This is a genomic window from Methylobacterium sp., from assembly GCF_019750675.1.
Lineage (GTDB): Bacteria > Pseudomonadota > Alphaproteobacteria > Rhizobiales > Beijerinckiaceae > Methylobacterium.
Genome location: NZ_JAIEOF010000004.1, coordinates 1 through 12,802, shown reverse-complemented (window position 1 = coordinate 12,802; position 12,802 = coordinate 1). Strand labels below are relative to the sequence as shown.

The 12,802-nt window shown below is 70.6% G+C and carries 12 protein-coding genes and 1 pseudogene; 6 read left to right on the top strand and 7 right to left on the bottom strand.

Annotation, left to right across the window (positions count from 1 at the left end; all coding sequences use genetic code 11):
• The first annotated feature begins 309 nt into the window (after positions 1–309).
• Positions 310–1,437, top strand: a complete 1,128-nt coding sequence (locus tag K2X24_RS00185) for a DUF2336 domain-containing protein (protein ID WP_292493553.1) — start codon at positions 310–312, stop codon at positions 1,435–1,437.
• Positions 1,438–1,443: 6 nt separating this feature from the next.
• Here the strand turns inward: K2X24_RS00185 and K2X24_RS00180 are convergent, their stop codons facing one another.
• From K2X24_RS00180 to K2X24_RS00170, 3 genes are all read right to left on the bottom strand, one after another.
• Positions 1,444–1,785: a DUF1491 family protein gene (locus tag K2X24_RS00180; RefSeq protein ID WP_292493551.1), complete on the bottom strand. Its 342-nt coding sequence runs from the start codon at positions 1,783–1,785 to the stop codon at positions 1,444–1,446.
• A gap of 68 nt (positions 1,786–1,853) precedes the next feature.
• Positions 1,854–2,528: a peptidoglycan-binding domain-containing protein gene (locus K2X24_RS00175; RefSeq protein WP_292493549.1), complete on the bottom strand. Its 675-nt coding sequence runs from the start codon at positions 2,526–2,528 to the stop codon at positions 1,854–1,856.
• A 63-nt stretch (positions 2,529–2,591) separates the two neighbouring features.
• Positions 2,592–4,511: a PAS domain-containing sensor histidine kinase gene (locus K2X24_RS00170; RefSeq protein WP_292493547.1), complete on the bottom strand. Its 1,920-nt coding sequence runs from the start codon at positions 4,509–4,511 to the stop codon at positions 2,592–2,594.
• 354 nt (positions 4,512–4,865) lie between these two features.
• On the opposite strand from K2X24_RS00170, the gene K2X24_RS00165 reads away from it, so the two are divergent.
• Positions 4,866–5,192, top strand: a complete 327-nt coding sequence (locus tag K2X24_RS00165; RefSeq protein ID WP_292493544.1) for a hypothetical protein — start codon at positions 4,866–4,868, stop codon at positions 5,190–5,192.
• Between the two features lie 39 nt (positions 5,193–5,231).
• Positions 5,232–5,780: pseudogene (locus tag K2X24_RS00160) on the top strand (cytochrome d ubiquinol oxidase subunit II); the annotation flags it as partial.
• Between the two features lie 52 nt (positions 5,781–5,832).
• On the opposite strand, the gene dgcA reads toward K2X24_RS00160, so the two are convergent.
• Both dgcA and dgcN read right to left on the bottom strand, forming a co-directional pair.
• Entirely contained in the window at positions 5,833–6,819 is a 987-nt protein-coding gene (gene dgcA, locus K2X24_RS00155; RefSeq protein WP_292493542.1) for an N-acetyl-D-Glu racemase DgcA, read from the bottom strand.
• Positions 6,816–7,847 (bottom strand): N-acetyltransferase DgcN, encoded by a 1,032-nt coding sequence (gene dgcN, locus K2X24_RS00150; protein ID WP_292493540.1) that lies wholly within the window; start codon positions 7,845–7,847, stop codon positions 6,816–6,818. Before dgcN ends, dgcA begins: the two co-directional genes overlap by 4 nt.
• A gap of 184 nt (positions 7,848–8,031) precedes the next feature.
• On the opposite strand from dgcN, the gene maiA reads away from it, so the two are divergent.
• The 3 genes from maiA (at position 8,032) to K2X24_RS00135 (ending at position 10,478) form a co-directional block, all read left to right on the top strand.
• Entirely contained in the window at positions 8,032–8,676 is a 645-nt protein-coding gene (gene maiA / locus K2X24_RS00145) for a maleylacetoacetate isomerase (RefSeq protein WP_292493538.1), read from the top strand.
• A gap of 113 nt (positions 8,677–8,789) precedes the next feature.
• Complete coding sequence (locus tag K2X24_RS00140; RefSeq protein WP_292493536.1) at positions 8,790–10,121, top strand: NAD(P)/FAD-dependent oxidoreductase; 1,332 nt, start codon at positions 8,790–8,792, stop codon at positions 10,119–10,121.
• 21 nt (positions 10,122–10,142) lie between these two features.
• The gene (locus K2X24_RS00135) at positions 10,143–10,478 is read left to right on the top strand and encodes a hypothetical protein (protein WP_292493534.1); all 336 of its coding nucleotides are present in this window, start codon (positions 10,143–10,145) and stop codon (positions 10,476–10,478) included.
• Positions 10,479–10,488: 10 nt separating this feature from the next.
• Here the strand turns inward: K2X24_RS00135 and K2X24_RS00130 are convergent, their stop codons facing one another.
• Positions 10,489–11,748: an O-antigen ligase gene (locus K2X24_RS00130; RefSeq protein WP_292493533.1), complete on the bottom strand. Its 1,260-nt coding sequence runs from the start codon at positions 11,746–11,748 to the stop codon at positions 10,489–10,491.
• Between the two features lie 94 nt (positions 11,749–11,842).
• Positions 11,843–12,802 (bottom strand): UDP-N-acetylmuramoyl-L-alanine--D-glutamate ligase (murD, locus tag K2X24_RS00125; RefSeq protein WP_292493531.1); only part of this gene is annotated, 960 nt, incomplete at its 5' end.

The following is a 12,802-nucleotide window of genomic DNA, read 5'->3' as shown; positions in this document are numbered from 1 at the left end:
CCATAGCTGCCGGCATGGCACAGGCGTCGGCCGATATGAGCGAGCCCCCCTCGGGTCCGCTCGCCTCCGGTACGCCGAGCCCCGTGGTGTTCCCACCGGCCCGCACGGGGGACGACGTCAAGCCACGCCGGGCAAGCTGAAAGGCCGGGATAGGCGACGCGCGCCGCGTATCCCGAAGGACGCTTCGCCGCCGAGGGGTTCGCGTCCCTGGCGCAGGAAGGGACGGGGGTGGGCCCCCGTCCTTAAAGGTCGGTTCATGCAATTCGCCTAAAGCTTGGCTTCAGCGAGTTCTGCGTAAACCGAAGTGCCATGTCCCCATCACTCGACGATGCGCCGGACCTCTCCGGCCTGATCGAATTGTCACGCCTCGACAACCTCGATCTCAAACCGGTCATCCTTCGGGTGCAGACGGACCTCTTCCTGTCGGCTTCGGTCCGTGACCGAAAGACGATCTCTGCCTTCGCGTCGCTCGCCGGCGGCCTCATTCCCATCGTCGACGACGAGACCGCCGAGATCGTCGCGCGCAAGCTGGCGCCGTTCCCGGAAACGCCCCCTGCCCTGCTCGCCGCGCTCGCGGCCCGGGGTGGAGCGGCGCGCGATGCCGTCCTCGCGGGCGCGCCGATCCTCACGCAAGCCATGATCGCGGCGGCCCGCACCGACGGAGCCGATGTGGGCATCGCCCTCGCGCAGCGGCCCGACCTCGACCGCGCCACCCTGGCGGACCTGATCGCCCGCGACGAGCCCGCGATCGACCGGGCGCTCGTGGCCAACCGTGCCGTGAACCTCCAGGGCGAGATGCTAGCCCGCCTCGTGGCCCGCGCGCGCAAGGCGCCGGACCTGGCGCGCCTCCTCCTCGAACGACCCGAGCTCGCGCATGGCGACGTCGCCCCCCTCTTCCTCGTCGCGGACGAGACCCGACGCGAGGCCATCGGCCACGCGATGCTGGCGACCGCCGCCCTGCGGCCCCTACCGCCCGCGCCGCGCGAGGCCGGGGCCGTGCTCACCGGCTTCTCAGCGCGCGGCGACATCGCCGGCTTCGTCGCCGCCCTCACGGATCTCCTCGGCCTGCCCAAGGGCTTCCTGGCGGCCACGCCGGATCCGTCCCTGCGCTACGAGTTGCTGACGGTGGCCCTGCGGGCTGCGGGCCTGCACGAGGAGGAGGCGGTCTACATCTTCCTCACCCTGAACGAGACCGTGGCGCGCTCGGTGGACCGAGTCTTCGACCTCGTGAAGCTGTTCCGAACCCTGCCCCGCGCGGCGGCGCGCGACATCCTCGCCGCGGTTCTCGACTGGACGCCGCAGGACCGCGCGGGTGCGGCGAGCGCGCACCAGCCCTACCATGCCCCCGACGCCCAGCGCCCGCGCATGCAGGCGGCGGTCACGGAGCGGCCGTCCCTGCGCACGCCCCTCCCGGCGCGTCAGCGCCAGACTTCCTGAGCGACTCTACTCCGCCAGATCCAGACAGTGACGCCCGGCGCGGTCGTCGATCTCGACGATCCAGAGATCGGCGTCGAACCGCATCTCCTTGGTCAGGCGCAGTTCCACGTCGGCCGGCGAGGCTTGCGTCAGCAGGGCGACGAAACGCCGGTCGCCGTCGCTCTCGGTATCGACGAGGGATTGCGGCGCCGGACCGTAGAGGTCGGCGCTGCCGTCGAGCCGGTCGACCTTCACGAAGATCGCACCCGCTTCGGGCGAGCCGCGCCGCCGCTGGACGGCCGCGATGCCGTCGATTCCGAGGCGGCGCAGATGGGCCGAAACCCAGAAATCCGATCGCAGGCGTGTCATGGGCCGCCCTATAGCATCATCCCGGCCGTGCCGCCCATCCAACAGGCACGGGATGGGGCGCGCGGGGCTCAGCCCCGGGTGACGCCGGCGCGGGCGGCGAGTTCGCGCAGGGTCCGGGGCGTCGGCTCCCCCTTCACCGGCAGCTTCCGGTCGCGTTCGAACTTCTCCAGGGCCGCCCGGGTGCCGGGTCCCATCAGGCCGTCCGCCTTCAGGGGGCCGTAGCCGAGCTTGACCAGGGCGCGTTGCGCCTGCGCGAGCGAGAGGCTGCCCGCGGTGGAGACGGAGGCCGTCGTCTCTGTGCCCTTGGCGTCCGCACCCTTGATCAGTTCGCCGATCGTGTCGCGGCCGGGACGCGAAGCGTCGGCCTTGGGCGCCTCCGAAAGCGCGGAAGGCGCGGTCTCGGCTGCGGCTCCCGATGGGGCGGCCTTCGGCTTCTCGGGGGTCCGGCCCGCGAGCGCCTGTGGCGGAAGCTTCGGGAAGATCGGCGCGGGGTGACGGCCGGCCTGATAGCCGAGGGCGTTCAGGCAGATCAGCGAGACCGCGCCCAGCACGACGCCGACGCCGAGGATCTCGCCGGGGTGACGCAGGAAGGCCCGGCCGGCGCCGGCGGCCGTCGCCGTGAGGGCGGCGAACCGCCCCGAGACCCCGGCGGCCGGGCGGCGGCGGGCTGCAGCGCGCGGTTCGCGGCGCCGGGCGGGAACGACGATCTCACGCTGGTCGCGGCGTGCTTGCGGCTCGCGCATCACAACTCCTTGGGACTCGAAACAGGACCGGCCGGGCGCGTCCAGGGTGATCTCGGCGCACGCTCATCCGGCGCGCCGCATCGGGACGTAGCTCTCGCGAACGGTTTCGGGACTGACGTCGAACAGACCCATCGGCCGGCGTATCGGCACGAGGCCGGTGGGAGCGACGAGGCGCCCGTCGAGCACGGGGGGACGTGGGCGCGTCTGGATCGGCGCCAGGGGCACGGGTCCGCCCGCCCGGCGGCACTCGCGCGGCAGGGTCACGATCACGGTGGTGCCTTCGCCGGAGGTGCTCTCGATGGCTATGGCACCGCCGTGCAGGCCGGCCAGCCCCTGCACGACGGACAGACCGAGCCCGGTGCCCTCGTGGGTGCGGGCATAGCCGCCACCGCATTGATAGAACGGATTACCCACCCGCGGCAGGTCCTTCGCGCCGATGCCGATGCCGGTATCGGCGACGATGAGATCGAGCTGCTGGCTCGATCCGCGCAGGGCGATCTCCACCCGGCCGCCGCGCGGGGTGAACTTCAGCGCGTTTGACAGGAGGTTGATGAACATCTGCCGGCAGGCGCGCGAGTCGGCGGTGATCTCCACCGGCATGGAGCCGGCGTCGCGCGCCAGGGTGATCCCGGCCTGGTCGAACTTGAGCTGCATCAGGTCGCAGCAGCTGTGTACCAGGGCGCTCATGTCGACGGGCTCGGGCACGTAGTCGAAATGCCCGCTCTGGATCCGCGACATGTCGAGGAGCGTGTTGACCACCTCCAGCAGGTGCTGGCCGGATTCCCGGATGATGCCGGCATATTCGCGCGTCCGGCCGGCGTCGGTGGCCAGGTTCCCCTCCCCCGCCAGCACCTCGGAGAAACCGATGATGGCATTGAGCGGCGTGCGCAGTTCATGGCTGACATTGGCCAGGAAGCGGCTCTTCACCTCGTCGGCCCGCTCCGCTTCGGCCCGCGCCTGCTCGAGCTCGGCCGCGTGACGGCGATGCTCGGTGACGTCGCGGGTGACCGCGACCACGCTCGACGCCGAACGATCGCCGGCACCCTCGTCGATCCGGTGGATGCGCATCTCGGCGAAGATGACCCGCGAGGCCCCCTGCGCCCGGATCGCGGACGGGTCGAGATGCAGGCGGAACTGGACGGTGGCCGGGCGGCCGTGGGCGGCGACGTCGCTGAGGGCCTGGAGCAGCAGCGGGCGGTCGGCGACATGCACCCGCTCGAGCAGGCCGTGGCCCTGCAGGCAGGCGGCCTCGGCGCCGACGAAGCGCTCGGCCGAGGCGCTGGCCTCGATGACGCGGCCGTTATGGTCATGCCAGGTCACGAGGTCGTCGATGGCCGAGAGCAGCATGCGGTCGCGCCGCTCGTTGTCCCGCATGCGGGCCAGCCAGCGGCCCTCGTGCCGGAAGTGCTCGGAGGCCTGGGCGGCGATGTGACCGATGGCCGTGAGGGCGAAGACCGGCATGGCCAGGGCGCGCGACCAATCGGGGAGCGCCGTGCCGTCCCCGAGGGGCGGCAGCAGGGCGACGGCGAGCGCGCCGAGCCCCGCGATGATCGCCGCCGCCAGCGTCGCCCGCCGGGAGCCGGAGACCACCGCCTCGAGGGGAATCGCCACGAGCCAGATCACGGCCGCCGACTCCGCCCCGCCGGTCATCGAGGCGAGGCAGACCACCACCCCGGTAAGGCCGGCGGAAGAGATGGCGTGGGCGAGCCAGAGGATGCCGGTGCGCGACAGAAGCACGGCGGCAAAGACCGGGAGCATCAGGCTCGCGATGGCCAGGGCCTCGATGCCGGTCGGCACCCCGCGAAGCACCAGATAGGGCGGCAGGCCCAGCATCATGATGAGCCCGGTCGCCAGGCGCGAGACCAGAAAACGCTCGTGCCGAAAGCGAACGCCGCTCTCTTCGATCACCGACTCATGGACGAGCCCCGCGAGGCGCACGTCGATGAGGGAAGCCAGGGCACCGTAGATACGCAATACCGACACGCACAGCGCGGAGGTGGCTCGACTGGCCGCTCCGACGCCCCTTGGCTCGACTGAAACTCGACGAAAGGCAACTTCGCAGAGGCGACTTAAGCGAGTCTTTCGCAAGACGATCCGATTGTCGCCGCATGCTTTCCGGGATGTAACTATCGTCGAGCCGGGCCACAGTCGTTTTCGGGGCAACACGTACGAAGTGTCCGGAGGACCCGGGCTAAGCTTGTATTTACCATATGGGCTTTCGGGGCGGGCGACCGGCGGCCTCGGCCCCCGGCCGTCAGGGAGCCTTTACCGATCGGCCCGAATGCTCCTTCTCGCGTCGTCCCGGCCCCGTCCGGGCCGGACCCCGGGGCCGGACCCATGTCGTTCTTCCTTCGCGCCGCTCTGGTCATCGGCGTCCTGTCCTGGCTCGCCCTGCAGCGGCAGGGTCCGGCCGCGCCCGACCTGGTCCCGGACCGGGCGGACGTCGCGGCCGCCGCCCTCGATCTCTGGGAGGCGCTGCCCGAGGAAGCGCGGACCGACGTTCTGCACGGGGGCGGTGCCGAGGTGATCCGGCGCGTCGCCGGCCCGCCACCGTCATCCCGCGACACCCTCTCCGACAGTGACCGGAAACCGCCCTGGCGGGGCGCGCAAAGCCGGCGGGACGGGGCTAGAGTGGCCGAGCGCGGGGAACGCTCGATCCCTTGAGGCGGCAATCCGTCCGCGGCACGGGAGTGGAACACGCGGATATTCGGCTTCGGGATGGAATACGAGGGCGCCGCCGTCTGGCTCCCCCTGGTCTGGGCGGGCCTGCTCGCCGTGGCCGTCGCCATGTACGTGGTCATCGACGGGTTCGACCTCGGGGTCGGCCTCCTGGTCACGGCAGCGCGCAAGGGGAACTGGCGCGACCGGATGATGGTCTCGGCGGCGCCGATCTGGGACGGCAACGACACTTGGCTGGAGCTCGGCGGCGCCGGCCTCTTCGCGGTCTTCAGCGTCGCCTACGCCATTCTGCTGCCGGCGCTCTACCTGCCGCTCATCCTCATGTTGATCGCGCTGATCTTTCGCGGCGTCGCCTTCGAGTTCCGATTCAAGGCCGACCGCTCGCAGTTCGTCTAGGACGTCGCCTTCCACTACGGGTCCCTGGTGGCGACCTTCGCGCAGGGGATGGTGCTCGGCGCCTTCGTGCAGGGCTTCCAGATCGAGGGCCGCGGCTCCACCGGCGCCACCCTGGACTGGCTCACCCCCTTCAGCGTGCTCACCGGCATCGGCCTCGTCTGCGGCTACGGCCTCCTCGCCTTCGAGGCGCCGGTCTAACTGCTGCGCTTCATCGTGAAAGGCTGAGGGCTCAACCCCAGAGCGCGGGTTCGGGCGGGTAGATCAGGCTCCCCTCGAAGCGCAAGGCCGGGTCGCGGTCGCGGGCCAGCAGCAGCGGACCGTCGAGATCCACGTAGTCGGCGTGGTGCGCCAGCAGCATGGCGGGCGCCATGGCCAGGGAGGTTCCCACCATGCAGCCGATCATCAGCGAGAAGCCCCGCGCGCGGGCCTCGTGGGCCAGCATCACCGCCTCGGTCAGGCCGCCGGCCTTGTCGAGCTTGATGTTGATGGCGTCGTAGCGCCGGCTCAGGGCGTCGAGGCCGGCGCGGTCGTGCAGGCTCTCATCGGCACAGATCGGGATCGGCCGGGCGATCTCGGCGAGCAGGGCGTCCGCGTCCGCCGGCAGGGGCTGCTCGATCAGGCGGACGTCGGCGGCGACGCAGGCCGCGAGGTTGGCCTCGATCGTGTCCGGGCGCCAGGCTTCGTTGGCATCCACGATGAGGCGCGCGTCCGGGGCGCCGCGCCGGACGGCGGCGATCCGCTCGGGGTCGCCGGCACCACCGAGCTTCACCTTGAGCAGCGGCCGGTGCGCGGCCTTGCGCGCCGCCGCCTCCATATCCACCGGGTCGCCGAGGCTCAGCGTGTAGGCCGTGGTGGCGACCTGCGGCGCCGACAGGCCCGCGATCGTGAAGGCGGGGCGTCCGAGCTGCTTGGCCTCCAGGTCGAACAGGGCGCAATCGAGGGCGTTGCGCGCGGCACCCGCCTTCATGCCGGTCTGCAGATCGGCCCGGCTGGCCCCGGCGGCGATGTCGCCGGCGCGTGCCCGGATCAAGTCGGAAACGCTCTCCACGGTCTCCCCGTAGCGGGCATAGGGCACGCACTCGCCGCGTCCGATCCGGCCCTCGGCGTCGGTGATGGTGGCGACCACCACCACCGCCTCGGTGCGGCTGCCCCGCGCGATGGTGAACGCCCCCGCGATGGGGAAGCGCTCGACCGCGACGTCGAGGCGCCGGCTCACGCGCTCGCCCCCGTCACGGCGGGCGGAAACTCCGCGACGATCCGGTCGACGATGCCCTCGACGCCGAAACGCACCGGATCGGTGGCGGGCAGGTCGTGCGTCCGGGCGAGGTCGGCCAGCAGAGCCCGCGCCGCGCCCTCCTCCAGGTCCTGCGTATTGACGGCGATACCCACCGGACGAATGTCCGGATTGGTCAGGCTCCCGAGCTGGACCGTGAGGTCGATGACCTGCTGGATCGTGGGAAGCGGATGCTGGACGCCGCGCATCGTCGTGCGGGTCGGCTCGTGGCAGACCACGAAGGCGTCGGCCTGTGCCCCGTGCAGCAGCCCAAGGCTGACCCCCGCGAAGGAGGGGTGGAACAGCGAGCCCTGGCCTTCGAGGAGGTCCCAGTGGTCCGGCGCGGCGGCCGGGGCGATCCACTCCACGGCACCGGAGATGAAGTCGGCCACCACCGCGTCGATGGCGACGCCGCGTCCCGAGATGAAGACGCCGGTCTGGCCGGTGGCGCGGAAATCCGCGTCGAGACCGCGCTCGCGCATGCCCTTCTCGAGGGCGAGCACGGTGTACTTCTTGCCGACCGAGCAGTCGGTGCCGACGCTGAGCAGGCGGCGGCCGGGCCGCTTCGTGCCCTTGCCGGTGGCGAACGTCTCCGCGGTGTGGCGCACGTCGTGCAGCTGGCGGCCGTTGCGCTCGGCGGCCTCGGCGATGGCCGGTACCGCCCCGAGGCGCGCATGCAGCCCGCTGGCGATGTCGAGGCCGGCGTCCAGGGCCGCCACGACCTGCGCGATCCAGTGCTCGGGCAGGACGCCGCCGGCATTGGCGACGCCGATCACCATCGTGCGGCAGCCCTTCTGTACGGCCTCGGCGAGCGTCAGGTCCGGAATGCCGAGATCGGCGGCGCAGCCCGGCAGCCGCAACTGGCCGACGCACCACTCGGGGCGCCAGTCCTTGATGCCGTAGGCGGTCTTGGCGGCCAGCCGGTCCGGCACGTCGCCGAGGAACATCAGGTAGGGCGTTTCGATCTGCATCGCGTCAATCACCGGCCGAGGCTCGACACCTCGCGTTCTCCTATGCGCGATGATCACGGCGCTGCCAAATCCTGGGCCTCGGGCGCCCGCGCCCGCAGAACGGACTTGCGGGCGGACACGATGTCGGGTGTGGTCTGGGCGACGAAAGACGGACCCGAGTCCGCGAAGAGGAAACGTCGCGCGCATGAAAATGTACGGCAATTGGCGTTCGGCCGCCGCCTTCCGGGTCCGGGTCGCCCTCAACCTGAAGGGCATCCCCTACGAGGAGGTCTTCCTCGACCTCGATGCCGACGAGCAGTTCAAGCCGGACTTCCTGGCGATCAATCCCCAGGGCGCGGTGCCGGCCTTCTTCGACGGCGACGGCCCGCCCCTGATCCAGTCGCTCGCTATCCTCGACTACCTCGAGGACATCCACCCGGCGACGCCGCTCCTGCCGAGCCAGCCCCGCGAGCGTGCCCGCGCCCGGTCGCTCGCCCAGGTCGTCGCCTGCGACACCCATCCGCTCTACGTGCCGCGGGTGCGCAACTTCCTGATGGAGACCTACGACCTGCCGCGCGAGCGCATGCTCGGCTTCGTGCGCCACTGGATGGCGACCGGGCTGAAGACCCTGGAAACCCGCCTCACCCAGGAACCCGGCACCGGGCGCTACGCACAAGGCGACGCGGTCAGCCATGCCGACCTCTGCCTCGTCAGCCTCTGGGTGGGCACCGGCATCTTCGGCGTCGACACCGCCCCCTTCCCGACGGTGCGCCGGATCGCCGAGGATTGCCTGGCGCAGGACGCCTTCGCCCGGGCGCATCCCCTGCGCCAGCCGGGCGCACCGGCGTGACGGGAATGGCGGTCGGATTGCAATCCTTCTAAGCTGAACCCTGGGATGAACTCGCATCGCCCGACGTCGGGGCACGCATCCGCACACTCGCGGCACACGAGGACCTGATCGACATGGTACCGGGCGAAACCGAGGATAAACTCCACCGCATCGTCGTCGTCGGCGGTGGTGCGGCGGGCCTGCAGCTCGCGACGAAGCTGGGCGACAAGCTCGGCCGCACCAACAAGGCCCATATCACCCTCGTCGATCGGGCCCGGACCCATATCTGGAAGCCGCTGCTGCACGAGGTCGCCGCCGGCAGCCTCGATGTCGGCCACCACGCGGTCGACTACCTGCACCACGCCCACCGGCACCATTTTCGCTACCGCATCGGCGAGATGACCGGCCTCGACCGTGCCAAGCGCGCGATCCACCTCGCGGCCAGCCACGACACCGAGGGCCGCGAGGTCACGCCGGTGCGCGAGATCCCCTACGACACCCTGGTGATGGCGGTGGGTTCGACCACCAACGATTTCGGCACGCCCGGCGTGAAGGAGAACGCCATCGCCCTCGACACCCAGGGCCAGGCGGTGCGCTTCCACCAGCGCCTGATCAACGGCATGCTGCGCGCCCATACCCAGCCGGGTCCGGTGCGGCCGGGCCAGCTCCACGTCACGGTCATCGGCGCCGGGGCGACCGGCACCGAGCTCGCGGCCGAGCTCCACCGCACCACCCGCGCCGTGGCCGCCACCGGCCTCGACCGGATCGATCCGGCCAAGGACCTCAAGATCACCCTGGTCGAGGCGGCGAGCCGCATCCTGCCGGCGGTGCCGGAGCGGATGTCCCGCGACGTCATGGTGCTGCTCGACAAGATCGGCGTCGAGGTCCGCGCGGGCGCGCGGGTGACGGAGGTCCGGCCCGACGGGGTCCAGCTCGCCGATGGCGGTTTCATCCCCTCCGAACTCGTGGTCTGGGCGGCCGGCGTGAAAGCGCCGCCCTTCCTGCACGAGATCGGCGGCCTCGAGACCACGCGCAACAACCAGCTCGTGGTGACCCCGACCCTGCAGACCACCCGCGACCCGGACATCTTCGCCATGGGCGACTGCGCCTATCTGGTCGAGAAGGGCTCCGACACGCCGATCCCGCCCCGCGCCCAGGCCGCGCACCAGCAGGCCTCGCACCTCATCAAGATCATTCCCGACAAGATGGCCGGCAAGCCGTTGAAGGCCTTCAAGTACCGCGATTTCGGCTCGCTGGTCTCGCTGGGCGAATACTCCACGGTGGGCAGCCTGATGGGGTTCATCAAGGGCAAGAACATGTTCATCGCCGGGCTCTTCGCTCGGATGATGTACCGTTCGCTCTACAAGATGCACGAGCAGGCTCTGCACGGAACGGTCAAGACCACCCTCGACGCGGTCGCCCGCGCGCTGACGCGGCGCACCGAGTCCCGCGTGAAGCTGCACTGAGAACGAGCGGACACGAGCGCCATGTTCATCGACATCGTGAAGGCCGTGCAGCAGCGCAATCCGGCGCTGGGCTCCTACGTCCTGGTGCTGCGCGGGGATTCCCGCGCACGCGACCCGGCCGACCCGAACCGCCTCCTGCCCGAAGTGGAGGCCTGGCTCGCCGAGCACGCCCCGGGCGCCACGTTCTCGCAGGAGAAGGTGCTCCTGGCGCCCTATCCCGGGGCGATGCCGGAAGATCGAGCCGTCGCGGTGATGGCCTTCGCCGATGCCCGGCACCTGGCGGCCTTCGCGACCGCGTGGACGGCCGATCCCGAGCCGGAGGAGCCGGAACCCGACGGCTCGACCCAGGACGCGTGAAGGATCCCGGTCAGGTGCGGACCCGGCCCGCGAGCCAGCGCAGGCGGGCGGCCTCCAGCCCCCAGATCATGCCCAGCATCATGTAGACGTGCCGCCACTTCTCGATGTCGATCTGCGCCGCCTGCAGGAAGAACATCATCAGCGCGGGCCAGACGATCTGCGCGTGCCGCCGGAAGGGGGTGTCCCGGCTCATCAGGCGGAAGCCCACGATACTCGTCATCAGCACGAGGCCGATGAAGGTGGCGCCCCCGACCCAGCCGCCATTGGCGAAGCTGCCGATGTAGCTGTTGTGCGGCTCCAGGGCGAAGATCAGGCGCCAGCGCAGGGGACCCATCCCGAGGGGCTCGTCCACCAGCATGCCGATGCCGCGCATCTGGTTGCCGAAACGTCCATTTTCGCCGGTGTCGTAATCCTGCGTGACCGCCGCGCGCTTGGAGAACATCTCCGCCGTGTCGCCGATCGACATCAGGCCGACGATGGCGAGCGCCGAGCCCGCGACCGCCAGGACCATGAGCGTGACGATGCGCCGGCGCAGGGCCGTGGACCGCGTGGTGCGGTAGACGCTGCCGACCATCACCGCGATGGCGATGAGCGTCCCCCCCCAGGAGCCGCGCGAGAACGACAGGAAGATGCCGGCCACGATCACCAGGAGCACGGCGGCGGAGAGGATCGGCCGGCGGGTGGTGCCGAGGAGCAGCCCGTGCATGAGGTAGAGGGCGCCGAGCGTCAGGAACGATCCGAAGACGTTCGGGTCCTGGAAGGTGCCGGAGGCGCGTCCGTACTTGTAGAACAGGTCCTCCGTCGGGATGAAGCCGAAATACCCGACGATGCCGAAGGCGCTCGACAGGAGGCAGCTCGCCACGAAGGTCTTGAGCGCCAGTTCCATGCGCGCATGCGTGTCGTCGGAGAACAGCATCGCGAAGAACACGCCGGTGATCGACAGGTAGGCGAGCTGGATCGTCCAGGTCACCGGCAGCGGCTGGTCGATGAAGGGCAGTAGCGCGACGGTGATGGCGCTGACGTAGAGGATCAGAAGCCAGAGCAGCGGCAGCATGCCCCGGTGCAGGCGCAGACCCAGGCAGAGCCAGAGCAGGATGGTGGGGATCGCCACCATGTCGTAGGGCGACGTGTCCGAGAAGGCGAAGCAGGCGAAGAAGATGAAGGCGACGAGGAGCAGGGTCGCCAGACGCCTCAGGACGCGGAGGACTGAAACGTGCGCCCAGGCTCCGGCCTGCCAGCCCGATGTGCCGGGTGCGATCGTGGACGCCATGCACTCACTCACTCCGCGCCGCCGACTGGGCGTCTGCGCGCTAATGACCAAGATCAGGCGCGGGAATGATTGAGATTTCGAGAAAAGCCGGGGTTCAGGGCAGCGCGCGCACCAGATTCCGGAACTGATCCCCGCGATCCTCGAAGCTGCGGAACTGGTCGTAGGAGGCGCAGGCCGGCGAGAGCAGGACCACGGGTTCCACCGCCTCCGACGCGGCCGCCGCCTCGGCCGCCTTGGCGGTCGCGACCTCCAGGGTGCCGCAGGCCGTGTAGGGTACACAGCCCTCCAGGGTGGCGGCGAACGCATCGCTCGCCGCGCCGATGAGATAGGCATAGGCGACCCGGCCGAAGAGGGGCGCCAGGGGGACGATCCCGCCCTCCTTGGCCTTGCCGCCGAGAATCCAGTGGATGTCGTGGAAGGCGGTGAGCGCCTTCTCGGTGGAGTCGGCGTTGGTCGCCTTCGAATCGTTGACGAAGAGCACGCGCCCGCGCCGGCCGACCTCCTCCATGCGGTGGGGCAGGCCGGGAAAGCTGCGCAGGCCCGCAACGAGTTCGGCGTCGCCGATCCCGAGGGCCCGGACGCAGGCGGCGGCCACGGCCGCGTTCTGCCAGTTGTGCGCGCCGCGGAGCGACCCGATGCCGGTGAGATCGACGATGGGCGTGCCGTCCGCGTCGAACACCGTTCCGTCCCGAGCCGACAGGCCCTCGAAGCCCGCCTGCGGCGTCCCGACATGGATGCGTAACGTCGGCCCCGTCCGCGCATCCGCGATGGCCCGGCTGAGATCGTCGTCGACGCCGACGATGGCGCGGTCCGCACCCGCCACCAGCCGTCCCTTGATGGCGGCGTAGTCGGCGAGCGTGCCGTGACGGTCGAGGTGATCGGGCGTGATGTTGAGGAGGATGCCGAGGCTCGGGTCGAGGCTCGGCGTCAGGTCGATCTGGAACGAGGACATCTCGATCACGTGGATCCGGTCGGGTGCTGGCGGCGCCAGCGAGAGGATCGCGGTGCCGATATTGCCGCCCATCTGAACGTCGCGGCCCGCGGAGGCCAGGAT

What these genes read in the sequence shown, in the direction of transcription:
- K2X24_RS00185 (WP_292493553.1), top strand. Translation starts at nt 310, where the DNA reads ATGTCCCCATCACTCGACGATGCGCCGGACCTCTCCGGCCTGATCGAA.
- K2X24_RS00180 (WP_292493551.1), bottom strand. Translation starts at nt 1,785, where the DNA reads ATGACACGCCTGCGATCGGATTTCTGGGTTTCGGCCCATCTGCGCCGC.
- K2X24_RS00175 (WP_292493549.1), bottom strand. Translation starts at nt 2,528, where the DNA reads ATGCGCGAGCCGCAAGCACGCCGCGACCAGCGTGAGATCGTCGTTCCC.
- K2X24_RS00165 (WP_292493544.1), top strand. Translation starts at nt 4,866, where the DNA reads ATGTCGTTCTTCCTTCGCGCCGCTCTGGTCATCGGCGTCCTGTCCTGG.
- dgcN (WP_292493540.1), bottom strand. Translation starts at nt 7,847, where the DNA reads ATGCAGATCGAAACGCCCTACCTGATGTTCCTCGGCGACGTGCCGGAC.
- maiA (WP_292493538.1), top strand. Translation starts at nt 8,032, where the DNA reads ATGAAAATGTACGGCAATTGGCGTTCGGCCGCCGCCTTCCGGGTCCGG.
- K2X24_RS00140 (WP_292493536.1), top strand. Translation starts at nt 8,790, where the DNA reads ATGGTACCGGGCGAAACCGAGGATAAACTCCACCGCATCGTCGTCGTC.
- K2X24_RS00135 (WP_292493534.1), top strand. Translation starts at nt 10,143, where the DNA reads ATGTTCATCGACATCGTGAAGGCCGTGCAGCAGCGCAATCCGGCGCTG.
- K2X24_RS00130 (WP_292493533.1), bottom strand. Translation starts at nt 11,748, where the DNA reads ATGGCGTCCACGATCGCACCCGGCACATCGGGCTGGCAGGCCGGAGCC.